Here is a 26,714-nt window from a genome sequence, read left to right as displayed (position 1 = left end):
GTATAATGAATGGAAAGGTTTGGTACGATCGATAAAGGTGACATGAAGATTACATTGTTGTAATGAAAAAAGCACCTTTCTTAATAAAAAGATGCTTTTGGAAAACTATATTGGAGTATTACTCATTTAAGAACAGAACCATATGTTCCTCGTCCCAATATTGACCGTTATGTTTTAATGAACGCTCTTGTACGCCGTAAGTTTGGAAACCTAATGACTCATATAATTTTTTTGCAGCATCGTTACCAACGACAACATCGAGCATAAGTTGTTCTACATGTAATTTATCGGCATTTTCAATAATTGCTTTAATTAGGGCTCGTCCTGCTCCAAGGCCACGCGCTTTTGGGGAAACAAAAACAGAGCCAATTTTTGCTTTATGTTCTTGTTTAATAAATGGCTTTGTTTCTAAAGTAGCAATGCCGATTAAATCGTTATCTTTGAAGACCCCTAGAGTATACTTATCCGGATTGCTTAATCGTTTTGCCATAGCAGCTACAGGATTCTCATGTTTAAGAACATCTTCATAAGAAGAGCTAAAAGCTTCTGGGTTCTTCGTTAAACCTTCCATACAAACTTTTAAATATATTTCTGCGTCCTCTGTCGTTAATAAGCGAATTTCCATATTTGTAACCTCCCTGGTGGATTTCAAATAAATCCATTACTTGTATCAGATTGTGTATGCGTTTTGTTAGCAGTCTCTTTTAATTTGTAAAAGAATGAAAAGATATATGCTACAATATTTTGTTTTTGATTATGTAATGAAATTATATATTAACTTAATTAACTATTCAAGTCTTTAATATATTACATTTTTATAACTAAAATAACTCCTCGATTGAGGAGTTATTTTAGTTATTCGATTGATAACCATCAATCCGATGTGGGTGTGTGTAAATATTACAAGATTCATTTCTAATAAATCCTACGACTGTAATGCCTAAATCGTGAGCGAGTTGCAATGCTAGTTTTGTTGGAGCGGATTTAGATAGAACAATTTCACATCCGATTTTTGAAACTTTGAGTAAAATTTCAGATGAAATGCGTCCGCTGAATGCGATGATTTTCCCTTTAACTGATATATTGTTGCGCAAACAGTGACCATATATTTTATCTAATGCATTATGTCTTCCGATATCCATTCTTGATAGAAGGATATTGTTTCGGTCGCATAGCGCGGTATTGTGAACACCGCCGGTTTGGCGAAAGGTAGTGGAAGATTGTTGTAAAGTATTCATTAAGTGAAAGCATTCTTCAGGAGTGATTTTTACGTGTATATCATGTAAATCTTTTGCTTTTGCAGCATCGTTAACGAAAATAAAACCTTGTCTACCTTTTCCGCAGCAAGAAGTGATGTATCGTTTATTATATAAATTTTGATAGAGCGGATTTACTTTTGATGATGTTACATGGACAATTCCGTTATCTTTTTGAACCCATAGTTTTTCAACATCTTTATAGGAAGAAATAATTCCTTCAGAAATTAAAAAACCAATTACCATATCTTCAATATAATTTGGTGTGCATACGACTGTTACATATTCTTCACCATTTAATTTAATAGTAATAGGAGATTCAGTAACAATCTCATCAATTTGTTTTGAAAATGTACCAGATTGATAGCGTACAATTGTATAAGTCTCTTGCGTATCCCCCATATTAAACGCCCCTTTTATATGTATTATTCTCCCATGTTTATCATAAAACATTGAAAAAATAAAAACATCTATTAAAAGGAAGATAACAGATTATTTTGGTTATTATTGTATATGTACGATATAATAGAACTGTAGAATAGTGACATTTTTAAGCTTTCGTAGTGATACCTTATAACATCTAGAATCAACTTCATAAGAAAAGTATTCGGGCAGAGTGTTTCAAAAATATGTACAGTAATGCGATTTTTGAAAACGGATTCAAAAATCGTGTTGTACAGTTGGTTGTAAGGAGAGGGGAAACTATGGCAGAACAGACAGTCCGTGTAACCGTTGATGGTAAAGAATTTTCCGCATCGGGTGAAAAGACGATACTACAATTATTTAACGAGAGTAATTTGGAACATCCTCAAATTTGTCATGTACCAGAAGTAGATCCAATTCAAACTTGTGATACATGTATTGTAGAAGTAGATGGAAAGTTAATGCGTGCTTGTTCAACGAGGTTAGAGAATGGTATGCATATTGAAAGACAGTCACAGCGTGCAAAAGAGGCGCAGACTGAGGCGATGGATCGAATATTAGAAAACCATTTATTGTATTGTACCGTATGTGATAACAATAACGGTAATTGTAAAGTACACAATACAGTGCATATGATGGGAATTGAAGAACAGAAATATCCGTATGAACCGAAAGTAAGTGCGTGTGAAGTGGACATGTCACATCCATTTTATCGATATGATCCAAATCAATGTATTGCTTGTGGGCAATGTGTAGAAGTATGTCAAAATTTACAAGTTAATGAAACGTTGTCAATTGATTGGAGTCTGGATCGTCCACGTGTAATTTGGGACAATGGTGTAAGTATAAATGACTCATCTTGTGTGAGTTGTGGGCAGTGTGTAACAGTATGTCCATGTAATGCGTTAATGGAAAAAACAATGCTAGGTGAAGCTGGTTTTATGACGGGATTAAAACCAGATGTGTTAGATCCGATGATTGATTTTGTAAAAGATGTAGAACCAGGATATAGCAGTATTTTAGCAGTTTCAGAAGTGGAATCTGCGATGCGTAAGACGAAGGTTAATAAAACAAAAACCGTTTGTACATTTTGTGGTGTCGGTTGTTCATTCGAAGTATGGACGAAAGACCGGCATATTTTAAAAGTGCAACCTGTTTCAGATGCGCCGGTTAACGGTATTTCCACATGCGTAAAAGGTAAATTTGGATGGGACTTTGTAAATAGTGAAGATCGCATTACAAAACCATTAATTCGTCAAGGAGATATGTTTGTTGAAGCCACTTGGGAAGAGGCTCTTGAGGTGGTTGCATCTAACATGCAGCATATTAAATCAGAATATGGCAGTGATGCATTTGGTTTTATTTCTTCTTCGAAAGTAACGAATGAAGAAAACTATCTTATGCAAAAACTAGCCCGTCAAATATATGGAACAAATAACGTAGATAATTGTTCACGTTATTGTCAGTCTCCAGCGACAGACGGTTTATTTAAAACTGTCGGCATGGGCGGGGATGCTGGAACAGTGAAAGATATCGCTGAAGCAGGTCTTGTTATTATTGTTGGTGCAAATCCAACAGAAGGTCATCCTGTACTTGCGACACGTGTAAAACGTGCTCATAAATTACACGAACAAAAATTAATTGTGGCAGACCTTCGCAAACATGAGATGGCAGAGCGAGCGGATTTATTTATTCATCCACGTCAAGGAACGGATTATGTATGGCTTGCTGGTATCACGAAATATATTATTGATCAAGATTGGCATGATAAAAAGTTCATAGCTGAAAATGTAAAGAATTTTGATGAATATAGCAAAATGCTAGAAAAATATACGCTTAATTATACCGAAGAAATTACGGGTATTTCTAAAGCTCAGTTAAAAGAAATGGCTCGTATGGTATATGAAGCAGATGGTACTTGTGTACTTTGGGGAATGGGTGTAACTCAAAATACAGGAGGAAGTACAACTTCAGCAGCAATTTCAAATTTACTGCTTGTTACGGGTAACTACCGTCGTCCTGGTGCAGGTGCATATCCGTTACGAGGACATAATAACGTGCAAGGTGCTTGTGATATGGCAACATTACCAAACTGGCTTCCGGGTTATCAAGCAGTTTCAGATGATACGCTTCGTGCAAAATTTGAAAAAGCATATGGTACTACTATTCCGAAAGCACCAGGTTTAAATAATATCGCAATGTTACTTGCAGCAGACGAAGGAAAACTGCGTGGTATGTATGTCATGGGTGAAGAAATGGCTTTAGTGGATTCGAATGCCAACCATGTGCAACATATTTTAGCGAATTTAGACTTCCTTGTTGTTCAAGATATGTTCTTATCAAAAACAGCTCGTTTTGCTGATGTCATTTTACCGGCGGCGCCAAGTTTAGAAAAAGAAGGAACATTTACGAATACAGAGCGTCGTATTCAAAGGTTGTATGAAGTATTGAAGCCACTTGGTGATTCCAAACCAGATTGGTGGATTTTGCAAAAAGTTGCTCGTGCACTTGGTGGGGATTGGAATTATGAAAACCCAAGTGAAATTATGGATGAAATTGCATCACTTGCCCCGTTATACTCTCAAGCAACGTACGACCGTTTAGAGGGATGGAATAGTTTATGTTGGGGTAGCCATGATGGCAGTGATACACCACTATTATATGTAGACGGATTTAACTTCCCAGATAAACTTGCTCGTCTATCATTAGATGAATGGGTACCACCAGTTATAGCACCAGATGAGTATGATTTACTCTTAAATAATGGCCGTATGCTAGAGCATTTCCATGAAGGAAATATGACGAATAAGTCGGCTGGAATTTTATCTAAAGTGTCTGAAGTCTTTGTTGAAATTTCACCTGAACTTGCTTTAGAACGCAAAGTTAAAGATGGTGGTCTTGTAGAATTAGCATCACCATTTGGGAAGATTAAAGTACAAGCACTTGTTACAGAGCGTGTAACTGGAAATGAGTTATATTTGCCGATGCATGCGACTGTAAATGAAGAGGCAATCAATATTTTAACAGGAACAGCAACCGACATTTATACATGTACACCAGCTTATAAACAAACGATGGTGAAACTGCGCGTATTACGTGAAAAAGGAAATCGTCCATTACCATCTTCAAACCCAAGAGATAAAAAACGTCATCCGCAAAACGGTGTTGAAATTGAGCAAAAATGGCAGCGAAAACAATATGTATCACTTGTGGACCAGAATTAGGGGGCGGAGATAATGGCAAAAGAGATTACTTTAATCAAAAAAAAGGTTGTAACAGAAGAAGAGAAAAAACAGCAATTGGCAGAGGAACTGTTCACTGAGTTAGCGAATAACCGTGAAGCAGTCGAGGAAACAATGCAGTTATTGGCACAATTACAGAAAGCTGGCATTTTAGATGCAGCGATTAGTTTACTTGCTGCAAAGGAAGATGTGTCCAAAATTGCTGTGGAGCAATTAAATCGTGAGCCAGTTAAAAATGCATTAAACAATATGATGGGTGCAGGAGAAGCGTTATCTTCAGTTGACCCAGAAGTAACAAAGCAAATTACATCAAGTTTAGTTACTGGATTGCAATTTGCAACGGATGAATTAAATAGTGGTAAAAAAACGAAGGTAATGGATTTCTTTAAAGTGTTAAAAGATCCAGATATCAATAGAGCCATTACATTCGGTTTTAGCTTTTTGAAAGCATTTGGACAAGGACTAGAGAAAAAATAGAGTAGATGAAAAAGTGATGGGAAATAGCCATCACTTTTTTCATTGCATGTATAAGAGTGTTCATGTTAAGCGGAATATATTATTATTAAAAAGATGGATTGGAAATGGAAGTATGGAATCCATCTCAAATATCGTTTTAGAATTTGGAGGAATATATGCAACACCGTAAAAAACTATCTATACCAGGAGTAATGGGACATTCCTTTCAAACAGTTAAATTTGCTTTTTGGAATGTATTAACCTTTCAACTTGCTTATAAATTATTAGCAGCGGTTGTATTTGTTCCGCTATTTGGGATCATTTTTAATAAGTTATTGTATTTTGGTGGTTATGCAAATGCAACGAATGATGAGTTATTAGCATTTTTAAAAACGCCATACGGCATCTTGGCAATTGTAATTTTGTCATTGTTAGCACTGTTTCTTATCTTTACGGAATTTGCGGTGCTTATTATTATTTCGTATTTCGCTCATAAAAGACAAAAGGTGAAATTACGTCCGATTTTATATAAAACGGTAACGTATTTACCTACTCTTTTCACATATTGCTTACCGGGATTTATTTTATATGCTGTCGTATTATTGCCTCTTTTAAGTAAGGGATATGAAACGGCACTAATTCCGCAAATTCAAATTCCTAACTTTATTACAGGAGAACTGTTTAAGACAACGATGGGACAAGTTGGTTATTACACGTTCTTTGCTGTAGTTGCGTATTTGAACCTTCGCTGGATTTTTGTTTTACCTATTGTCGTTTTAGAACAAAAACCGTTTCGCACAGCAGCGCGTAAAAGTGCAAGGTTAGTAAAAGAAAGCTTTTTGAAAGTACTATTCTTTTTAGTAGGATTTTTCATTTCAATAGGGCTTGTTTATATTGTGTTTTTTGGAATATATTTATTGTGCCTATGGGGTGTGTATGAATTTACAAACCCGGAAGGAACATTTGCATTATTAGCCGAATCAACGATTTCTGTATTCCTAACAAGTACATTGTATTTATTTAGTTTTATTGTGACACCATTTTATATTATGGCTATAACAAGATTGTACTTACAAAAGGTTCCGGTTGAAGATGTGTTATTAGAAGAAGGATTAGATTATTCGAAAACGAAAGCAGATAAATGTTTCTTCCAAAAACATCGTTGGAAATTTATTAGTGTATATATTGTAGGCATTATTACGGCCGGAATGGTCGTTGCCTTCATTGTAACGTTTATTTCAAATTCGTATAAAGAACCGATTATTATGGCGCACCGCGGATATATATCAAAAGGGGTAGAAAATACGAAAGAAGCTGTGCAAGGTGCTATTGATGCAAAGGCAGACTACGCTGAAATAGATGTATTACAAACGAAAGATGGTGAACTAGCGGTTATACATGATTTGAAGTTAAAGCGTCTTGCCAATGCCAATGTGCATGTGTCAGATTTAACGATGGATGAGTTAAGGCAGCTTACTCTTAGCCAAGATGGGTTCACAGGAGAAGTTAGTACATTAGATGAGATTATCAAGCTTTCAAAAAATAAAATAAAACTCAATATAGAAGTGAAGCTTCATGGTGGTGAGAAGGACTTCGTAAATAAAGTACTAAAAACAATTAAAGATAATGACTTTGAGAAACAATGCGTTATTCAAACATTGCATTATCCCCTCATTAAAGAGTTTAAGCGTGCAAATCCAGAAATAAAAGTAGGATATATACTGTATGCGAGTAGAGCTAACTTAAAGAATGTGAAGGCTGATTTTTATGTAGCAGAAGAATACATGTTAAATAAGAAATTAGTAAAAGAAGCAAGAAAGTTAAATAAGCCAATTTACGTATGGACAGTAAATGATATGGAAAGTTTAAAAGGTTATTATAAATTGAACGTAGATGGTATCATTACCGATTATCCTGAATCGGCACGTGAAACAATTAAGATGTTAAAAGAGCAAGAAGCAGAAGAAAGTGATTTGTTCGATAAAATTACGGAAACAACAGATGATTTGTTTTCGAAGTTATTTATAAGTTATCCAGCTGCTGGCTAAATGCTAGCAGCTGTTTTTTTGTGAAAAGAATATATCTCTAAAGTATTGTGTAAAATAATAAGTGTATATGTATACGTGGTTATTTGGGTTTCTTACATTGTTACATTATTGTCAAATAATAAATGATTACTGTTTGTTTGGAGTCAGTATAATAAAAATAGAGTGCTAGATAATGGGGTGACACGGAATACCTAATAGAATCAATGTTTTATATATTTACACTATTCTAAATATATAAACTTTAAAAAAATAGTATGTTAGCGTTTTCATAACTTTTAAGTTATGCTAGAATAAGGACATAAGTTATTAATTATTACAAAAAGAAAAAAGACTTTCTTTTTTCTGTTAATTATAAGGGGGCATTTCATTATGCGTATTGGGGTACCAGCAGAAATTAAAAACAACGAAAACCGTGTGGCAATGACACCAGCAGGTGTTGTACATTTAATTCGTAACAATCACGAAGTATTCATTCAAAAGGGTGCAGGTTTAGGATCTGGTTTCACAGACGCTCAGTATGTTGAAGCAGGAGCGAAAATTGTTGATACAGCTGAAGAAGCTTGGAACATGGAAATGGTTATGAAAGTTAAGGAACCAATTGAAAGCGAATACAAACACTTCAGTGAAGGTTTAATCTTATTCACATACTTACACTTAGCTCCAGAGCCAGAATTAACAAAAGCTTTAATCGAGAAGAAAGTTGTTGCGATTGCATACGAAACAGTACAATTAGACAACCGTTCATTACCATTACTTGCACCTATGAGTGAAGTAGCTGGTCGTATGGCTGCACAAATCGGTGCACAATTCCTTGAGAAAAACAAAGGCGGTAAAGGTATCTTACTTGCAGGTGTTCCAGGAGTTAAACGTGGTAAAGTAACAATTATCGGTGGTGGACAAGCTGGTACAAATGCTGCTAAAATTGCAGTTGGACTAGGTGCGGATGTAACAATCATCGACTTAAGCGCAGAACGTCTTCGTCAATTAGATGACATTTTCGGAAACCAAGTAAAAACTTTAATGTCTAATCCTTACAATATTGCAGAAGCTGTAAAAGAGTCTGATCTTGTAATCGGTGCAGTATTAATCCCAGGTGCAAAAGCGCCAAAACTTGTAACAGAAGAAATGATTAAATCAATGGAACCAGGTTCTGTTGTTGTAGATATCGCGATTGACCAAGGTGGTATTTTCGAAACAACTGACCGTATTACAACTCATGACAACCCAACTTACGAAAAACACGGCGTTGTTCACTATGCAGTTGCTAACATGCCAGGTGCGGTTCCACGTACATCAACTCTTGCATTAACAAACGTAACAGTACCATATGCAGTACAAATTGCGAACAAAGGCTACAAAGAAGCTTGCCTAAGCAACTCTGCATTATTAAAAGGTCTTAACACATTAGATGGCTATGTAACATTCGAAGCGGTTGCAGAAGCTCACGGTGTAGAGTACAAAGGTGCTAAAGAATTATTAGAAACAGCAACAGTATCTTGCTAATAAAAGCATTATACAAAACAAAATCGAACAATATATAAAACAACATGATAAGAGCTAAGAGATAATACCTCTTAGCTCTTCTTGGTAAAAGGGGGCATTCATCGTGGCCAACCTATTTAAAAAGAAATCCGTTACGCAATTGTTAGGGGAAAGTAAAAGTAAAACTTTGACGAAAACGCTAGGGGCATTTGACCTAACAATGCTAGGGATTGGTGCGATAATTGGTACAGGAGTTCTAGTATTAACAGGATTAGTAGCAGCAAGAGATGCTGGTCCAGCAGTTATTTTTTCATTCATGATTGCAGCGATTGTTTGTGGATTTGCAGCTTTATGTTATGCAGAGGTTGCATCTACCCTTCCAGTTTCAGGTAGTGTATACACATATTCATATGCGACAATTGGTGAGTTTATTGCCCATTTAATGGGGTGGACATTACTATCTGTATATGTCGTAACAACTGCCGCGGTAGCCGGTGGATGGACGGGTTATTTCAATAACTTAGTGAGTGGATTTGGATTACACATTCCAACAGAGTTGTTAAAGATTCCGTCACAAGGTGGTATCGTGAATTTACCAGCAATCGTTATTACATTAGTTTTAACTTGGTTACTATCAAGAGGTACGAAAGAAAGTAAGCGTGTGAATAACATAATGGTATTAATTAAAATTGGTATTGTTGTCTTATTCATTGCTGTTGGTGCGTTTTATGTACAACCAGAAAACTGGACACCATTTATGCCGTACGGTATTAGCGGAGTCTTTGCCGGAGGAGCAGCAGTATTCTTTGCTTTCTTAGGATTTGATGCATTAGCAACTTCTGCTGAAGAAGTAAAAAATCCACAACGTGATTTACCGATTGGTATTATTGCTTCGTTAGTTATTTGTACAATCATTTACGTTGTAGTTTGTCTCGTTATGACAGGTATGGTTTCTTATAAAGAATTAGATGTACCAGAGGCTATGGCATATGTGTTAGAGGTTGTGGGACAAGATAAAGTAGCGGGTGTAATCGCAGTTGGAGCTGTAATTGGTATTATGGCTGTAATTTTTGCTTACATTTATGCAACGACACGTGTATTCTTCGCGATGAGCCGTGATGGTTTATTACCGAAATCGTTTGCGAAAATTAATAAGAAGACAGAAGCGCCAGTATTCTCAACATGGTTAACAGGTATTGGTAGTGCTCTAATTGCTGGATTTGTCGATTTAAAAGAATTGTCGAATTTAGCGAATATTGGAGCGTTGTTAACATTTGCGATGGTTGGTGTGACGGTTATTATTCTTCGTAAAACACATCCGAATTTACAGCGTGGATTTGTGGTACCGCTTGTACCAACGCTACCTATTATTTCGGTTGCATGTTGTTTATTCTTAATGTTCAACTTGCCACTAACAACATGGATTTACTTCGGTGTTTGGTTAGCAATCGGAGTGGTTGTATACTTTGTTTATTCGAAAAAACATAGTCATTTAAAAGACGATGGAAGTTCGCAGGATAATTTAGAAGAAGCTAATTAAAAGGGATATAAGATAGTAAGCCTTGTGCGTCTAGGGAGCGCGCAAGGCTTTTTCTTTTGTTAAAATAAAGGGGGCCTATGTTACTTTGTCGAATTTTGAAGAATTCATTTATTGTTTGAAATGTTTTGATCACAGAAATTAAGATGGTAAATTAGAATTTACTTCGTTAATTGTGGATGGAGTGAAAGTGAATAAAGAGGAGAAGGATGCACAGTAGTTTTCATGCATCCTTTTTTGTATGAAGAGTATGATAGATGCGGAGAATATTGGTATGTTTATGTTGAAATGTGAACGGAATTGTCAAAAAAATCTTTTGATTTTTATTGACACATATGAATAGGCGCTCATATAATAAAGGTATAAGATATATGAATGATTGTTCATATGTTCAATTAAAGAGGTGAGCTATAATGGCTGAAAATAAAGTAGTAACACCGCAAGAAACTTGTTCTCAAACGGTAATTCATGAAGAAATTGTGGATCAAGTAAAACAAACAATTCCAACTGATGAAAGTTTAAGTAAAGTAGCAGAATTATTTAAAGTATTAGGTGACCGTACACGTACGAGAATATTACATGCATTATTTGAAGCTGAAATGTGCGTTTGTGATTTAGCTTATTTATTAGGAATGACACAATCATCTATTTCGCACCAGCTTCGTGTGCTAAAGCAAGCGAAGCTTGTAAAAAATCGTAAAGAAGGAAAAGTTGTTTATTATTCGTTAGCTGACCAGCACGTAATTCATATCTTCGAGCAAGCGTTTGAACACGTAAACGAGGAAGAATAAATAAGAACGCGAGGAGGGAGATAACGATGGCTGAAGCATTAGTGAAAAAGAAACTGATGTTAGAAGGTTTAGATTGTGCGAACTGTGCAATGAAAATTGAAAAAGGTGTTGGGAATATTGAAGGAGTGAATTCTTGCTCTGTAAATTTCGCAACAAAGACGATGGTTTTAGAAACACCGCAAAATAGAGAGAATGAAGTTGTTACGGAAGCGAAACAACTCGTTACAAAATTAGAGCCACATATTAAAGTACAAGAAGAACAAAAAACAAAATCGGCAAAAGAAGTATTTATATTAGAAGGCTTAGATTGTGCAAATTGTGCAATGAAGATTGAAAATAAGGTAAAAGAAATGCCGTCCGTTTCAGAAGCAACTGTTGATTTCGTATCCAAGAAATTGCGAGTAGAAGTTGTAAATAAAAGAGAAGTAGAAGCAACTATAGAGGACATAACAAATATTGTTCAAAAGTTAGAGCCGGATGTAAAAGTTGTTCGTGAAGAGAAAACAGGACACGACCACGGGCACAGTCATGATCACGGTGATGGAAATGTGAAAAAGATGATAGGGCGATTAGTAGTCGGTGGAATTTTGACAGGAATTGCTGCCTTAGCTGATTTACCACAAATGATAACAATTCCATTATTCGTCCTTGCGTATTTATTAATAGGTGGAGATATCGTTTGGAGAGCGATAAGAAATATAACTCGTGGCCAAGTGTTCGACGAAAACTTTTTAATGGCAATTGCAACTGTAGGAGCTTTTGCGATTCAGCAATATTCAGAAGCTGTTGCCGTAATGTTATTTTATCAAGTAGGGGAACTATTCCAAAGTATTGCGGTAAATCGTTCTCGAAAATCAATTACGTCATTAATGGACATTCGTCCTGATTATGCGAATGTGAAGATTGGAAATGAAACGAAACAAGTATCACCAGAAGATGTGCAAATCGGCGATTATATTATCGTTAAGCCAGGTGAGAAAGTACCATTAGACGGAAAAGTAGTCGAAGGAACATCGATGATGGATACTTCAGCACTAACAGGGGAATCTGTACCACGTGAAGTAGAAGTTGGAAATGATGTATTAAGTGGTTTTGTAAATCAAAATGGTGTATTAACAATTGAAGTGACAAAAGAATTTGGTGAATCTACTGTATCAAAAATTTTAGATTTAGTACAAAATGCAAGTAGCAAAAAAGCACCAACTGAAAACTTTATTACGAAGTTTGCGCGTTATTATACGCCAGTCGTAGTTATTACAGCGGCGATCATGGCGTTTATTCCACCACTTATTTTAGAAGGCGCTACATTCTCAGAGTGGATTTATAGAGCGTTAGTATTCTTAGTTATTTCTTGTCCATGTGCGCTAGTTGTATCCATTCCTCTTGGTTTCTTTGGAGGAATTGGTGGAGCATCTAAAAGTGGTATTTTAGTAAAAGGAAGTAACTATTTAGAAGCATTGAATGATGTGAAGTATATCGTTTTTGATAAAACAGGAACATTAACAAAGGGTGTCTTTAAAGTTACGAAGATGCAGCCGAGTGAAGGTACTACAGCTGAAGAGCTTTTAGAATATGCAGCATTTGCAGAAGTGTATTCAAATCATCCGATTGCACAATCTATTCGAAATGCATACGGAAAATCAATCAATGAAAATAGTATTGAAGACTATAGTGAAATTTCTGGTCATGGTACGGTTGTAAAAGTACAAGGAAAAGAAATTTTTGCAGGTAATGCGAAATTAATGAGAAAAGAAAATATTACATTTAAGCAACCAGAAACAGTAGGTACACTCGTTCATGTTGCTGTAGATGGTAAATATGCAGGTTATATTGTTATCTCTGATGAGGTAAAAGAGGATTCAAAACAAGCGATTCAAAAGTTAAAAGAACTAGGCATTAAGAAGACGGTCATGTTAACTGGTGATGCAAAACCAGTTGGTGAAGCTGTTGGTAAAGAGTTAGGCTTAGATGAAGTTCATGCAGAGTTGTTACCACAACAAAAAGTAGAAGAAATCGAAAAAATCGATGCAGCGAAGCATGGAAAAGAAAAAGTTGCTTTCGTTGGTGATGGTATTAACGATACGCCAGTATTAGCGCGTGCAGACGTTGGTATTGCAATGGGTGGTTTAGGATCCGATGCAGCAATTGAAGCGGCAGACATCGTTATAATGACTGATGAACCTTCGAAAATCGCGACAGCTGTAAAAATTGCAAAACGTACAAGAAGCATTGTATGGCAAAACATTATATTTGCATTAGGTGTTAAAGGGTTAGTTTTATTACTTGGTGCGTTCGGTATTGCAACAATGTGGGAAGCGGTATTCTCTGACGTGGGTGTGACGTTAATTGCAGTATTAAATGCAATGCGTGTATTACGAGTGAAAGATTTATAAAAAAGAGGACGCGGGTTGCGTCCTCTTTTTTATTGGTTATTTTGTTGAAATTGACTCAATAAAATAATACCAAATATTATTTTGGTTTTAAATAACATAATATTAAAATTTACAAATAAAATATATTTGTCTTCTTATTTTAATATATTTTCCAAGAAGATATATATAGTATTGAAAAAACAGAGAAGGGGCAACTTCTCTGTTTATTTTTGTATGTTTTTTTCAACTTGTTCTCGAACAGTTTGAATGTAATTCATTTTATGATCCCAACATTCTTGGCTTAAATCGACAGGGTACTCTTCGGGATTTAAAGTTCGCATATATTCTTCCCAAAATAGCGCGAGGCTCTGTTCGTTATATTTTTGAATGTCTAATATGCTTGGTAATTCGTATGTTCGTTTGCCGTTAACGAAAATATCTTTATGCAGTTCACATGCTTCGAAGTTTGTTACGAATTTACTTATATATGTGTGAACCGGATGAAACATTTTTAATCGTTCTTCTTTTCCAGGCTCTTCAGCATCTAATGCAATATAATCGCCTTCAGCATGGTTATTAACTCGGTTGATAATACGGTAAATTCGTTTCAATCCTGGAGTAGTAATCTTTTCTGGATTAGATGAAATTTTAATCGTATCATTTAATGTTCCGTTAGTATCTTCAATTGCAACTAGTTTATAGACGGCTCCTAATGCTGGTTGTTCAAAGGACGTAATTAATTTCGTTCCAACACCCCATACGTCTATTTTTGCGCCTTGAGATTTAAGGTGCATAATCGTGTATTCATCTAAATCGCTAGAAGCAATAATTTTTGTATTTGTAAACCCAGCTTCATCGAGTAGTTTTCTCGCCTTTTTAGATAAATAAGCCATATCACCACTATCAAGACGAATGCCATAGAAATCGATACGATCTCCGAATTCTTTCGCGACACGAATTGCATTTGGAACACCTGATTTTAAAGTGTCGTATGTATCAACAAGAAATACACACTTTTTATGTGTCTCAGCATATTTTTTAAACGCAACATATTCATCACGATACGCTTGAACGAAAGAATGGGCATGAGTACCGGCTACAGGGATGCCAAAACGTTTTCCGGCACGAACGTTGCTTGTAGATGAAAACCCACCAATAAAGGCCGCTCGTGTACCCCAAAGGGCAGCATCAAACTCATGGGCACGTCTTGTGCCGAACTCTAAAAGTTCATCGTTATTTGCAGCATGCTTCATACGAGCAGCTTTTGTCGCGATTAATGTTTGGTAATTCACAATGTTTAATAGGGCAGTTTCAATAATTTGTGCTTCGCCGAGCGGTGCATCAACACGTAATAAAGGCTCGTTATTAAAAACAACTTCACCTTCTTGCATACTACGAATCATCCCGGTAAATTTCATATTTTGTAAATAATGAAGAAATTCTTCTTCAAATTGTAATTCTGCTAAATAAGCGATATCGCTTTCGGTAAAACTGAAATTTTCTATGTACTCTACAATTTTCTCAAGACCAGCAAAAACAGCATAACCGTTTTCGAATGGAAGTTTTCGAAAATATAAATCAAACACGGAACGGCGATTATGAATACCGTCTTTCCAATATGTATAAGTCATATTGATTTGATATAAATCTGTATGTAAGGCATAACTATCGTCTTTATAATAAGTCATCGCGAAAACACCTCCATAATTTGGTTATAGTATACCAATTTTTCACCGTTCGTAGCAAAGAAGGAATATTGAAATGAAGTCAAGAGAGAAAAAAATGAAATAATGCATATTTTTTAGAAAATTAGCATTTATCAATTTATATTTCTCTGGATTTTATGTATTATTAGAGTAATGGGGGTAATGAGAATGGAGGAGGACAATGCAACAAACATTAGAAAAAATAGGCAAACAAGTCTTTTACAAACGGCTACAGCAAAAAATGACACAAGAAGAATTATGTCAGGGCATTTGTTCTGTCTCATATTTAAGTAAAATAGAAAATGGAAAGATTGAAGCATCAGAAGAAATTCTACAATTGCTCTGCACAAGGTTAGAAATTGCTGTGACGGATTTGAGAGATGTAGAGGAAGATGTGAAGGGGAAGCTGGATGAATGGTTGAATGCACTCGTCCGTTTGGACAAGGCACAGGTTGAACGTATATATAATGAATTGCAAGAAGACATGCAACATGTTTTAGATTTTGAAATTATAAATTATTATAAACTACTTAATATACGTTATTTACTGATAAAAAGGGACTTTGTGGAAATTTCGGCGGAGTTGGATAAACTTAAGAAGGCATATAAGAAATTTTCGCCTTTTCAGAAGTTGTTGTATACGTATAGTAAGGGATTATTATGCTGTTTACAATATAAGTGGAAAAAAGGATTAAGTTATTTATTAGAGACAGAAATCATGGCAAAAGAGCTGGGATATCATGAGACTGGAATTTATTATAATATCGCCCTTACTTATAGCCATTTGGAAATTCAACATCTTACGTTGCACTTTGCAAATATTGCACTAGAGGCATTTAGGAATGAGTATAAATTCCGGAATGTGATAAACTGCCAAATTCTCATTGCATTAAGTTATGCGGAACAAGGACAATATGAAGAAGCTTTAGGGATGTATGAGAATATACTGAGGGAATCAGAGGCTTTTGCAGATAAAGACGTTCTAATGGCGATCACTTTAAGTAATATCGGGAATATATACTATAAAAAGAAACAATATAATCAAGCGAAAGATTATTATTTAGAGAGTTTGCGACTTCAAAAACAAATAGATTTAAATTATATAGACACATTATATGAAATCGCATTAGCATATATTAAATTAGAGCAGTTTGAAGAAGCGAGAGAGTGGATTGAAAAAGGTATTAGTGCAGCTAAGTCTGAAGAGAGATTTAATACAAAATTGTATTTACTTCTTATGCTTAAATATAAGTATTTTGAAGAAGCGCAAGATTATAAACATTTTTTGGAATTAGAAGCTACTCCATTTTATAAATCAGCGGGCAATAAAATAGAATTGAAGAAAGTATATGTGGAGCTTGCAGAATATTTTTCTAAAGCACTACAATTTGAGCAAAGTAATCACTATTATAAGTTAGTTATTGAAATGTTAGAAAATCATAAGGGGGATGAAAAATGAAAAAAACATTAGCTGGAATTTTAGCAGTTGCAGTAGTACTTACAATTGTCGGTGGAGTAAATTATACGAGTAAACCGGATACTTATGGATTAGATTCCGGTGTATCACAAACTGTAAATGTATAATATTTAAAAAACCCCTTTCCAATCGGAAAGGGGTTTCTCAATATTTGCCCCCTAAAATTCTACAAAACTTGAGAAAAAAATTAATTGAATTTTTAGTATATTAATAGTGAAAACATAATGCTAATATGAAACTACTCTTTTTCAAAAAAATTTTTTATTAGGGGGAAGGTTCATGAAAAAGAAAAGTTTAGCGTTAGTGTTAGCGACAGGAATGGCAGTTACAACGTTTGGAGGGGCAGGATCTGCATTTGCGGATTCTAAAAATGTGCTCTCTACGAAGAAGTACAATGAGACGGTACAGTCACCTGAGTTTATTTCTGGTGATCTAACTGGAGCGACTGGCAAGAAAGCGGAATCTGTTGTGTTTGATTATTTAAACGCAGCAAAAGGTGACTATAAGTTAGGGGAAAAGAGTGCACAAGATTCTTTCAAAGTGAAACAAGTGAAGAAAGATGCTGTAACTGATTCAACAGTAGTACGTATGCAACAAGTTTATGAAGGAGTACCTGTATGGGGTTCTACTCAAGTAGCTCACGTAAGTAAAGATGGCTCTTTAAAAGTGTTGTCAGGTACAGTTGCGCCTGATTTGGACAAGAAGGAAAAATTGAAAAATAAAAATAAGATTGAAGGCGCAAAAGCGATTGAAATCGCACAGCAAGATTTAGGTGTAACACCGAAATATGAGGTAGAACCAAAAGCGGACTTATATGTATATCAAAACGGTGAAGAAGCAACATATGCATACGTTGTAAATCTAAACTTCTTAGATCCAAGTCCAGGAAACTATTACTATTTCATTGAGGCGGACAGCGGTAAAGTGTTAAATAAATACAATAAACTTGATCACGTAAATGATGATAAGTCACCGGTGAAACAAGATGCTCCTAAACAGGATGCAAAAGCAGCTGGAAAACCTGTAACTGGAACAAATAAAGTAGGAACAGGTAAAGGTGTATTAGGAGATACAAAGTCGCTTAATACAACGTTATCTGGATCTTCTTATTACTTACAAGATAATACGCGCGGAGCAACGATTTTCACTTATGATGCGAAAAATCGTACGACATTACCAGGAACATTATGGGCAGATACAGATAATGTTTTTAATGCAGCGTATGATGCAGCAGCAGTAGACGCTCATTACTATGCGGGTAAAACATATGATTACTATAAAGCTACATTTAACAGAAACTCTATTAATGATGCAGGAGCACCATTAAAATCAACTGTACATTATGGAAGTAAGTATAATAATGCATTCTGGAATGGCTCACAAATGGTATACGGAGATGGGGATGGTGTAACGTTCACTTCATTATCTGGTGGAATTGATGTAATTGGTCATGAATTAACACATGCTGTTACGGAAAACAGTTCAGATTTAATTTATCAAAATGAATCAGGAGCGCTAAATGAAGCGATTTCCGATATCTTTGGTACGTTAGTAGAGTACTATGATAACCGTAACCCAGATTGGGAGATTGGTGAAGATATTTACACGCCTGGTAAAGCAGGAGATGCGCTGCGCTCTATGAGTGATCCAGCGAAATATGGTGACCCAGACCATTATTCTAAGCGTTACACTGGTACTAGTGATAACGGTGGGGTTCATACGAACAGTGGTATCATTAACAAACAAGCTTATTTATTAGCAAATGGTGGTACGCATTCTGGTGTAACTGTAACTGGCATTGGTAAAGATAAGTTAGGTGCAATTTATTACCGTGCAAATACACAATATTTCACGCAATCTACTACATTTAGCCAAGCTCGTGCTGGTGCAGTACAAGCTGCAGCTGATTTATACGGTGCGACTTCTGCGGAAGTAGCGGCAGTTAAGCAATCATTTAGTGCTGTTGGTATAAACTAAGGCTTTAAGAGAGTATTATTAATAAAATACCTCAAAAATAAAGAAGGAGCATAGGCTCCTTCTTTATTTTTTTCTCCATTTTTTCCACAAATAAAACAATCCAATGCAACCTGCGATTGTTACAATCCACTTTGCTTCATTCGTTCCATTCATGACATGGTAGGCAGAATATACTTCGATTAACAAAGCCGGTATTTTACCTATTGTGCTGGCAATACTGAAGGATAGTAAGGACATTTTGCCTAGAGCGGCAAATAAAGTCACGATACTTGATGGGATGAAAGGTATCAATCGAAACGATAGAACGAGTAGAAAGGCTTCTCTGCCTTCTACATAAAGAAGGCGTTCTACCTTTGGATACTTATTTACTTTGCTGTGAGTGAATTTCTGAAGGCCTATACGATAAATATAAAACGAGATAATAGCCCCTAATGCCTCACCTGCGATCGAAATCATGGTTCCGTTTGTTACACCAAAGAGCTGTATGTTAATAGCGGTCAAAAAAATACTAGGGATAACACCTAAAAGACTGATGATGATGTTGATTAAGATACTAAGTGGAATTGCGATTGAATAATAGTTTGTTAAGAAGTTTTGAATTGTTTCAGCCATTGTTTAAAATCCTTTATCTTTTTTTGCATTACACCATATTTCTATTGTGTAGGCAAGTGCAAATTTACATAATGTAGAAAAACGTTGATAAAACACCATCCGTATACTCTATAAGGGTATTGGGTATATAAAATTAGGGGTATATTTAAATTGTTCAAAAATAACCAAAAAACCCTGAATTTAAAGGGTTTTTTGGTTATTTTAGGGGGATTCAATTCGGGAAATAATTAGAAAAACATAGGGGTATATTTTAAAAAGGAGGAAAAATAGTAGTTTGATGAAATCGGGTGGTAAATACAGCAAAATAGATAAAGGATTTAAAAAATGTGTATGTTTTTTCGTTGTGAAATTGACTTTTAGTGAAGTTACGATAATAATCATGAAAGAGGTGATATGATGAAACGAATAAATAGTCTTTTCTTGAGTAGTTTATTGGCACTAATGCTGATCTTAAGTGGATGTGCAGGAAAAGAACAAAAAACAGAGAAACAAACAGGGAATCAATCGACATCAGTAGAAAAAATTAGTGATAATATTTTAGATGAAATGGAAGGGCCACCTAAAAATGGTCACACGATTGAAAGACATGTAGGCAAATCAGAAGAAGATTTGAAGAATCGCTTGAAGAACGATAAAGTATCAGCAGCGAGTACATACTATGATAAGGAAACAGCGACGAAAGCTGTAAAAGATAGTTTGAAGCAACATGATAAGGAAATTCAAGAGTGGTTAAAAAATTCTAAAGAGGCTCGTCTCGTATTAAATACAACTCATTCATTCCCAGTTGGAAAAACGGTAATAAAGAAAAACATGAATGTGAAAGACAAGTTAGTAAAAACAGTTACTGTTTTAGCGAGAGATAAGTCAGGAGAATTAGGATATAAGATCATTACTTCTTATCCATCTGACAAATAAGAAGGGGGAGTACATATGTATACGACATTACAATACTTTCTTAAATCGTACTGTACGTTAAGTATTCATGAGGATGAAATAGTGAACGTGATGGAAGAATTTATAGAGCAAGAAGAGGAAGAAATTGTTTTGAAATTGCGTGATGAATTAGTAGCGATGAAAAAAAAGAATGCGTGGGAAGAAGCGTGCGTATTAGCTGCGAAGCAAGGGAATCGTATGTGGTCTTTAGAAGAAACGAAAGACCATCTTGAAGCTTTTTTACTATTATTGCAAAAGAAAAAGGCGTGATCTACTCACGCCTTTTTCTTTTTGGAAATTTGCCTGTTTATCCCGCGTTAACGGACAGTAAAACTCCCACCTCAAAATTCAGTTGGAGCAAAGAAGTTAGGTGGGAGATCAACTGTCCGTAAACGTCCGATTGGTTCAACTAATAATCAGTGGGGGATGAACAAAACCCCCACTGATTAAAGTTTCACTTTATTAGCATCTCATTGTTTTGGAGCGCTTTTATATACGCTTTTTGAAATTTGTCCATTTGAGATTACTTCACCGTTTTGTGTTACTTTTTTATACGTTACCGCTGTTATTTTGTCATTAGCTCTACTAATTACTTGAGAAGAAACTTCAACATTTTTACCAGTATTTGTGCCGAAAATACGAGTAGTAATACTACCTCCATTTGAAAATGCTTGAATATAAATATGATTGCCTGTATTGTTTTTAAATTTTAAATCCGGACCATAATCTGCCACTGCTGCATCTTGCCCAAGTGGTAAATAATTTACGGGCATGGAATGATTGCTTCGAGACACAATTCCTAAATCTGCCCTTAAAGCGGCGCTATATAAAGTACTACTAACTTGGCAAACGCCTCCGCCTGCACTTTGTATAACTTTACCTTCTGAAAATACTGCTGCGGATTTATAACCATGTGCAGCATCGGTTACGCCAACACGGCCATTAAAACTAAATGTTTCATCAGGTGCTACAATAACGCCACTTAAAGTATTAGCTGACTTATTTACGTTAAAGGATTGATTGCCATTACGACCAGCCATTGGAGTCGAGTATTCAGCGATTACTTCTTTAATCCCCATTTTTTGTATATCTTCTGTAGAGCGTTCAGGTTTTATGAGTGTAACTGGTAATGTAACGTCTGATGTACCAGCAGTAATGGCTTTCTTCGTTAAATCAGTTAATGTTCCTTTATCAATTTTTTCTCCATTTTGACTTTGGCTAATATTTACAGTAGAGCCTTCGACATTTAATTCTGCATTAACAGGATTTTTTAATGTTTCATTATATTTATCCTTTATAAAGCTCTCGTAAGTGGTTGTATTTAATTTCGATGTTAATTTATAGTCTCGTTTTAATTCGCCATTCTCAGCTTCTTTGCGCATTTTATAGCGATTAATCATATTGCCTTCTTGTTCTTTAAAAATAGTGTCGACAATTTCCTTTTCGTTATATTCCACACCTAATTCTTTCCATATATATGTTTGTTTAGTATCTTGGGATACGTAGTTAAGGGATTTTTGATCTAATTCATTCACCTTGTTACTAATAATAGCTTGAATATCTGTTTTATTTTTTCCATCAAGAGAAATACCTTCAAATGTAGTGTTTGGTAATGCGGTAGTATTTAATTGGTTATTTAATGTGGATACATATTGATATCCACTAATACCACCTACACAAAGTAATATGCCACCCGCGATAGCGGAACCGATTAGTATTTTACTTTTCTTCATTTATTTCCCCCCAGAAAAATTGGTATAAATATATGTATTACATTTTTTGTATAAAAATGATGAAAATAACAGTATATATGTCCTAGTATACTATTATTTTCACTATGTGTGTAATGTTTTTATAAAAAATGTTACACTGTTGTAATAATTGTCTCTTTTTGTCACAATATGCGTGAGAAATATGTTGAAAATTATAATAAAAAGGCTGTCTAGAAAGATCTAGCAGCCTTTTTATTATAATTTTTTATGCTCATTTTTATTCGTAACACCGAGATGTTCTTGAAGGGTTGTCGATATATCATTGACGCTTTTTTCGTTAGGAACGTAATAATAAATACCATCTATATATTTATCAGTACCTTCTACTTGTAATTTGTCCATTTTTAAATTTGAATCCATTGAATTTTTGGCAATTGCCATCATATCATCAAAAGTTAAATTTGTTTTTAAGTCTTTGTCGACAGCATCTAGTAGGCCGCCAATTTTATTAATTGAATTAAGGGATAGTGCTTTTTCAGCAATTGCTTCTAAAACAAGCTGTTGTCGTTGACCGCGCATATAATCACTATCGATATGACGAGTTCTAGCTAATGCAAGGGCTTCTTCTCCATTTAAATGTTGACGTCCTTTTTTTAAATGAATTGCATCTGCTTCGTCTTTACTATTTTGTTCTGTGAACTCAACTGGTACGTCGACAGTAATACCACCAAGGGAATCGACAATTTTAATAAAGGATGTAAAGTTGAATTTTACATAGTAGTCAACTGGAACATCTAAAAAATTCTCTACTGTATCAATTGTGCTATCTACACCACCGAATACATGTGCGTGTGTAATTTTATCATATTTATCACGCGATTTAATGTAAACACGTGAGTCACGTGGAATGCTGACAAGTTTAACGGATTTATCGCTTTTGTTAATTGTTGCAAGTAACAATGCATCTGTACGAGTTGCTTTCCCATAATTTTTTTCCCTAATATCACTTTCATCTACACCCATAATAAGTACAGAAATGTTATCAGTCATAGGTTTAACAGCTTTTTCACGTTTGCTGGATTTATCTCCGCGACCTAGTTCAGCATAAGCATTACTTAAAACAGATTTTGCTTTACTGTATATATGGAAGGAGTAGCCTCCTGCTCCCAGTGCTACAATTAGCAACGGAATAAGAAGGAGCCAAAGTAGGCGTTTTTTCTTTGAGCGTCCTTTTTTGGCTCGTGTATCTTTGTTCATGTCGGATTTCATCATTTTTTCTCCTTTAAAACTATCAAAGTGTATACATCTAAAAGCGTATTCAAACACATAAAAAATATTGTACGCTAAATAAAAGCGATTGTACATGTATAAAAAATAGACGTCTTGATTATTTATAAGACATCTATTCGTTATTGTATACAAAAGATAGGGATAAGAAAATGATAAAATTTTACCTAATTACAGCATAATGCTTACGATAATCGCAGATAAAATACTAACGAGAGTAGCTCCATATAGTAATTTTAAACCAAATCGTGCAACGACGTTCCCTTGTTCTTCGTTTAATCCTTTTACCGCACCTGAAATAATTCCAATGGAAGAGAAATTGGCAAAAGAAACGAGGAAGACGGAAATTATACCAACTGTGCGGGGAGAAAGGCTATTGGAAATTTTACTAAGATCTATCATGGCTACAAATTCATTTGTTACAAGTTTCGTGGCCATAATGCTACCAGCGGTGACAATCTCAGAACTTGGTACACCAATCAGGAATGCAACAGGAGCAAATACATAACCGATTAATTGTTGGAAAGTAATGCCGAATATAATGAGGAATAGGTCGTTAATACAACTCATTAATGCGACGAATCCGATGAGCATAGCACCAACGACAATGGCTACACGAAAACCATCAAGAATGTATTCTCCAAGCATTTCAAAAAAACTTTGCTTTTCACCCTTTATTTCCAAAATATCTTCGTCATCTTTTACGTCGTAAGGATTAATGATGAGTACGATAATAAAGCCACTAAATAAATTAAGAACGAGTGCGGTTACTACATATTTAGGTTCAATCATTGTCATATAGGCACCTACGATAGACATAGATACTGTTGACATAGCAGAGGCGCAAAGTGTATAAAGACGGTGCTTTGGAATTTGAGCTAATTGTTTTTTAACCGTAATAAAAACTTCTGATTGGCCGACAATGGCAGAGGCGATAGCGTTGTAAGATTCTAACTTCCCAAGACCATTTATTTTACTCAGAAAGTAACCAATCCAACGAATGAAAAATGGTAGTATTTTAAAGTGTTGTAATATACCAATTAAGACAGAGATAAAGACAATTGGTAATAATACAGTGAGGAAAAATGGCATTTCACCTTTATTTGCAAGACCACCAAATACGAAGTTTATACCATCAGCAGCGTAATCGAGTAGCTTTGTAAATAGACTGGAAATGATTCTAATAAGTATGAGACCGATTTCTGTATTTAATAATAAATAGGTTAAAATTAACTGTATAATAAGCATGATAAAAATTGGTTTAAATTTAATGTGTTTTTTATTATTGCTAGCAATATAAGCGAGTAAGAAAACAACAATCAGTCCGACGAAAAAAGTAATAAATTTCATAATAAGCCCCCTAAAAGAAATATTCTGCTATATATGTTTGTCATTTCAAGGGAGAATATGCATCTTTGGTAAAGAAAGGAATCGAGAGACCATGAATATATGTAGAGTACATCATGTTGCAATTATTTGTTCGAATTATGAGGTATCAAAGGATTTTTACACTAGAATATTAGGCTTTAAAGCATTAAATGAAGTATATAGAAAGGAACGAGACTCTTATAAGTTAGATTTATGTGTGGGAGAAGAGTATCAAATCGAGTTATTTTCATTTCCAACTCCTCCTGAGCGACCAAGTTTTCCAGAAGCAGCTGGGCTTAGACATTTAGCATTTGCTGTTACAAATATAGAGGAAGCTGTAAACCATTTAAAGCGATGCGGCGTGGAGACTGAAGCGATACGTATTGATGAAATTACGGATAAAAAATTCGTCTTTTTCCAAGACCCTGATGGCTTGCCTTTAGAATTGTATGAGAGCTGAAAATTGGTGAATTTTATATAGGGTTGCTTTCAAATAAATGAAGAAACTAAAGTGAAACTTCTTTTTAAAAGGAGGTGTAACTTTAGCTAAGAAAGCTAAAGAACATATGTGGATATTTTAAAATTATTGATGGTAGCCATTCTTATTGGGTTAACAGCCTTTTTTGTGGCTGTTGAGTTTGCAATTATTAAGGTGCGTAGTAGTCGTATTGATCAACTCGTCAGTGAAAAAAAACGAGGAGCATTAGCGGCGAAAAAAGTAACTTCAAATTTAGATGAGTATTTATCAGCATGTCAGTTAGGGATTACAATTACTGCTTTAGGGCTCGGGTGGTTAGGGGAGCCAACCATTAAACATCTACTCGAGCCGTTATTTTTAAAATTACATTTATCTCCTACAGTTTCCAGTACAGTTTCGTTTATTATTGCCTTTGCAGTGATTACATTTTTACATGTTGTCATTGGCGAACTTGCTCCGAAGACGTTTGCTATACAAAAAGCAGAGCAGGTTAGCTTATTATTATCAAAGCCACTTATTTATTTTTACCGAGTTATGTATCCATTTATTTGGGCTTTAAATGGTTCAGCAAGGCTTGTAACAGGGTTATTTGGTTTGCATCCGGCCTCTGAACACGAAGTAGCTCATTCAGAGGAAGAACTTAGATTAATCTTATCTGAAAGTTATGAGAGTGGTGAGATTAATCAACGAGAATTCAAATACGTAAATAACATTTTTGAATTTGATAATAGGGTTGCAAAGGAAATTATGGTGCCTCGTACAGAAGTTGTAGGCTTATATGAAGATGAACCGTTTGAAACACATATTAAAGTAATCGCACAAGAAAAGTACACGAGATATCCTGTATTTGGCGAAGATAAAGATGAAATTGTTGGAATGGTTAATGTAAAGGATTTGTTTATTCGTTATATGGATGGCAATCAAGATGAGGAATGCTCGATTACACCCTATACACGTCCAGTTATTGAAGTGTTAGAAAATATCCCCATTCATGATTTGCTATTACAAATGCAAAGAAGACACATTCCGTTAGCTGTATTATATGATGAATATGGTGGTACAGCAGGGATTGTTACGTTAGAAGATATTTTAGAAGAAATTGTTGGAGAAATCCGAGATGAATATGATGAAGATGAACACCCACCGATAGAACATATTAGTGAAGGGTGTAAGATTGTAGAGGGGAAAGTGCTTATTAGCGAAGTAAATGATTTATTGGGCATACACTTAATCGCTGATGATGTAGATACAATTGGTGGTTGGATTATGGTACAAAAACAAATCGTTGCTGAAGGGGATGTTATTGAGAAACACGGTTTTTATTTTAAAGTCCTTGAAAAGGATATGCATCAAATTAAGCGAGTGGAAATAAAGAAAGTAGAAGAATGAATTTCTATAAACTTTAATAAAAAGGATATATAGAAAAATAAATGTTTGCGCTTTCAAAATAGGTGCTATATAGTGAAGGTGGATACTGAAAAATTCTACTGAGTGATACTCGTATATTTAGAGAGCGAATTTTTTAGATAAGGATTTAGAATGAAAAGTATAGGTGAT

Annotated in this window: 21 protein-coding genes; 14 read left to right on the top strand and 7 right to left on the bottom strand. The window is 35.1% G+C overall.

The genetic code is table 11. The features are described from left to right. Window positions 1-118 precede the first annotated feature (118 nt). Together EUC40_RS22985 and fdhD are read right to left on the bottom strand one after the other, a co-directional pair. On the bottom strand, window positions 119-625 hold the full coding sequence (locus EUC40_RS22985; RefSeq protein WP_156576694.1) for a GNAT family N-acetyltransferase: 507 nt from the start codon (window positions 623-625) through the stop codon (window positions 119-121). Window positions 626-851: 226 nt separating this feature from the next. Continuing rightward, window positions 852-1,658, bottom strand: coding sequence for a formate dehydrogenase accessory sulfurtransferase FdhD (fdhD, locus tag EUC40_RS22980; RefSeq protein WP_151626328.1), 807 nt, complete (start codon window positions 1,656-1,658; stop codon window positions 852-854). Window positions 1,659-1,960: 302 nt separating this feature from the next. Here fdhD and fdhF point away from each other — a divergent pair, with 302 nt between their 5' ends. The 7 genes from fdhF (at window position 1,961) to EUC40_RS22945 (ending at window position 13,628) form a co-directional block, all read left to right on the top strand. Continuing rightward, window positions 1,961-4,903: a formate dehydrogenase subunit alpha gene (gene fdhF / locus EUC40_RS22975; protein ID WP_156576693.1), complete on the top strand. Its 2,943-nt coding sequence runs from the start codon at window positions 1,961-1,963 to the stop codon at window positions 4,901-4,903. Window positions 4,904-4,915: 12 nt separating this feature from the next. Continuing rightward, window positions 4,916-5,398 (top strand): helical membrane plugin domain-containing protein, encoded by a 483-nt coding sequence (locus tag EUC40_RS22970; protein WP_001040512.1) that lies wholly within the window; start codon window positions 4,916-4,918, stop codon window positions 5,396-5,398. A gap of 155 nt (window positions 5,399-5,553) precedes the next feature. Beyond that, window positions 5,554-7,425: a glycerophosphoryl diester phosphodiesterase membrane domain-containing protein gene (locus tag EUC40_RS22965; protein ID WP_156576692.1), complete on the top strand. Its 1,872-nt coding sequence runs from the start codon at window positions 5,554-5,556 to the stop codon at window positions 7,423-7,425. A gap of 369 nt (window positions 7,426-7,794) precedes the next feature. Then, window positions 7,795-8,928 (top strand): alanine dehydrogenase, encoded by a 1,134-nt coding sequence (gene ald, locus EUC40_RS22960; protein ID WP_156576691.1) that lies wholly within the window; start codon window positions 7,795-7,797, stop codon window positions 8,926-8,928. 103 nt (window positions 8,929-9,031) lie between these two features. Then, window positions 9,032-10,447, top strand: coding sequence for an amino acid permease (locus tag EUC40_RS22955; RefSeq protein WP_001284882.1), 1,416 nt, complete (start codon window positions 9,032-9,034; stop codon window positions 10,445-10,447). 410 nt (window positions 10,448-10,857) lie between these two features. Further along, window positions 10,858-11,235, top strand: a complete 378-nt coding sequence (locus EUC40_RS22950) for an ArsR/SmtB family transcription factor (protein WP_071710187.1) — start codon at window positions 10,858-10,860, stop codon at window positions 11,233-11,235. Window positions 11,236-11,261: 26 nt separating this feature from the next. Further along, window positions 11,262-13,628 (top strand): heavy metal translocating P-type ATPase, encoded by a 2,367-nt coding sequence (locus EUC40_RS22945; protein WP_156576690.1) that lies wholly within the window; start codon window positions 11,262-11,264, stop codon window positions 13,626-13,628. A gap of 203 nt (window positions 13,629-13,831) precedes the next feature. On the opposite strand, the gene EUC40_RS22940 is transcribed toward EUC40_RS22945, so the two are convergent. Beyond that, complete coding sequence (locus EUC40_RS22940) at window positions 13,832-15,295, bottom strand: nicotinate phosphoribosyltransferase (protein ID WP_156576689.1); 1,464 nt, start codon at window positions 15,293-15,295, stop codon at window positions 13,832-13,834. Window positions 15,296-15,494: 199 nt separating this feature from the next. Between EUC40_RS22940 and EUC40_RS22935 the strand changes: the two genes are divergently transcribed. The 3 genes from EUC40_RS22935 (at window position 15,495) to EUC40_RS22925 (ending at window position 18,767) form a co-directional block, all read left to right on the top strand. Beyond that, window positions 15,495-16,772 (top strand): tetratricopeptide repeat protein, encoded by a 1,278-nt coding sequence (locus EUC40_RS22935; RefSeq protein WP_156576688.1) that lies wholly within the window; start codon window positions 15,495-15,497, stop codon window positions 16,770-16,772. Then, window positions 16,769-16,897 (top strand): NprX family peptide pheromone, encoded by a 129-nt coding sequence (locus EUC40_RS22930; RefSeq protein WP_071710191.1) that lies wholly within the window; start codon window positions 16,769-16,771, stop codon window positions 16,895-16,897. The genes EUC40_RS22935 and EUC40_RS22930 overlap by 4 nt, the downstream gene beginning before the upstream one ends. A 172-nt stretch (window positions 16,898-17,069) precedes the next feature. Beyond that, entirely contained in the window at window positions 17,070-18,767 is a 1,698-nt protein-coding gene (locus EUC40_RS22925) for a M4 family metallopeptidase (protein WP_071710192.1), read from the top strand. 63 nt (window positions 18,768-18,830) lie between these two features. Here the strand turns inward: EUC40_RS22925 and EUC40_RS22920 are convergent, their stop codons facing one another. Continuing rightward, entirely contained in the window at window positions 18,831-19,379 is a 549-nt protein-coding gene (locus tag EUC40_RS22920; protein ID WP_156576687.1) for a TVP38/TMEM64 family protein, read from the bottom strand. Between the two features lie 396 nt (window positions 19,380-19,775). Here EUC40_RS22920 and EUC40_RS22915 point away from each other — a divergent pair, with 396 nt between their 5' ends. Further along, window positions 19,776-20,294, top strand: a complete 519-nt coding sequence (locus EUC40_RS22915; protein ID WP_071710193.1) for an RNase A-like domain-containing lipoprotein — start codon at window positions 19,776-19,778, stop codon at window positions 20,292-20,294. Window positions 20,295-20,309: 15 nt separating this feature from the next. Next, a complete protein-coding gene (locus EUC40_RS22910) occupies window positions 20,310-20,582 on the top strand; it encodes a hypothetical protein (RefSeq protein WP_071710194.1) in 273 nt (90 codons plus the stop codon). A 200-nt stretch (window positions 20,583-20,782) separates the two neighbouring features. Here EUC40_RS22910 and EUC40_RS22905 read toward each other — a convergent pair whose 3' ends face one another. The 3 genes from EUC40_RS22905 to EUC40_RS22895 form a co-directional block, all read right to left on the bottom strand. Then, window positions 20,783-22,045, bottom strand: coding sequence for a VanW family protein (locus tag EUC40_RS22905; protein ID WP_156576686.1), 1,263 nt, complete (start codon window positions 22,043-22,045; stop codon window positions 20,783-20,785). 234 nt (window positions 22,046-22,279) lie between these two features. Next, on the bottom strand, window positions 22,280-23,296 hold the full coding sequence (locus EUC40_RS22900; RefSeq protein WP_071710196.1) for an LCP family protein: 1,017 nt from the start codon (window positions 23,294-23,296) through the stop codon (window positions 22,280-22,282). A gap of 186 nt (window positions 23,297-23,482) precedes the next feature. Continuing rightward, a complete protein-coding gene (locus tag EUC40_RS22895) occupies window positions 23,483-24,661 on the bottom strand; it encodes a NupC/NupG family nucleoside CNT transporter (protein WP_071710197.1) in 1,179 nt (392 codons plus the stop codon). Window positions 24,662-24,752: 91 nt separating this feature from the next. On the opposite strand from EUC40_RS22895, the gene gloA2 reads away from it, so the two are divergent. Beyond that, entirely contained in the window at window positions 24,753-25,139 is a 387-nt protein-coding gene (gene gloA2 / locus EUC40_RS22890) for an SMU1112c/YaeR family gloxylase I-like metalloprotein (RefSeq protein ID WP_156576685.1), read from the top strand. Window positions 25,140-25,247: 108 nt separating this feature from the next. Then, window positions 25,248-26,546, top strand: a complete 1,299-nt coding sequence (locus EUC40_RS22885) for a hemolysin family protein (RefSeq protein ID WP_071710199.1) — start codon at window positions 25,248-25,250, stop codon at window positions 26,544-26,546. Window positions 26,547-26,714 lie beyond the last annotated feature (168 nt).

Origin of the sequence: Bacillus luti (assembly GCF_009739945.1) — a bacterium.
GTDB lineage: Bacteria > Bacillota > Bacilli > Bacillales > Bacillaceae_G > Bacillus_A > Bacillus_A luti.
This window is presented reverse-complemented; position numbering and strand designations above follow the sequence as displayed.